Source organism: Centipeda noxia ATCC 43541 (genome assembly GCF_000160555.1).
GTDB lineage: Bacteria > Bacillota > Negativicutes > Selenomonadales > Selenomonadaceae > Centipeda > Centipeda noxia.
Map to the genome: position 1 here is coordinate 1 of NZ_GG749295.1, position 636 is coordinate 636.

2 tRNA genes are annotated in these 636 nt (G+C 47.2%); both read right to left on the bottom strand.

The window, feature by feature from the left end:
* Positions 1-139: 139 nt before the first annotated feature.
* Positions 140-216 (bottom strand) — tRNA-Ile (locus HMPREF7545_RS09910).
* Positions 217-390: 174 nt separating this feature from the next.
* Positions 391-466, bottom strand: a tRNA-Ala gene (locus HMPREF7545_RS09915).
* Positions 467-636 lie beyond the last annotated feature (170 nt).

A 636-nucleotide genomic window follows, 5' to 3' on the forward strand; every position in this document is an offset into this window, starting at 1 on the left:
GGGAAAATCTATTCTGTTACTTTCTACTGATCACTCAGTAGAAGACCTCAGTGAGGAAAACGTTGTGTACATGAGTTCACTCCGTCTCCCTTTCTTAGATTTTCTTGTTTCTTCTGTGCAGTTTTCAGTGAACAATAAATGGTGGGCCTAAGTAGACTTGAACTACTGACCTCACGCTTATCAGGCGTGCGCTCTAACCAGCTGAGCTATAGGCCCATTATAAGGCGCAAGAGCAAGATCTTTGCGTCTAACTTCGTCATGTCGTCAAATTCTGCGGTCGACGTACCTTTCGGTATGACTCCCTTGAATTTGCCGTCATTCCTTGTTATACATCAAAGCTTTTGCTTTGCTTAGTACAACCTATATCGGGTTACACCCGATAAGAAAAAATGGTGGAGACGAGGAGAATCGAACTCCTGACCCCCTGCTTGCAAGGCAGGTGCTCTCCCAGCTGAGCTACGCCCCCATTTTATGATGGATGTTACCCTCAAAACTAGACAATGCAAAACGTTGGCGGTCAACGTCAGCCAATCACGCTTCGCTTGCGCTTGCGTTCTTGGGACGTTTTCGCAGACGACCTGTTTCCCAATCATCTCACCTTGCGGCTCGATTCTTGGACAGGTCAGCCCCAAATGC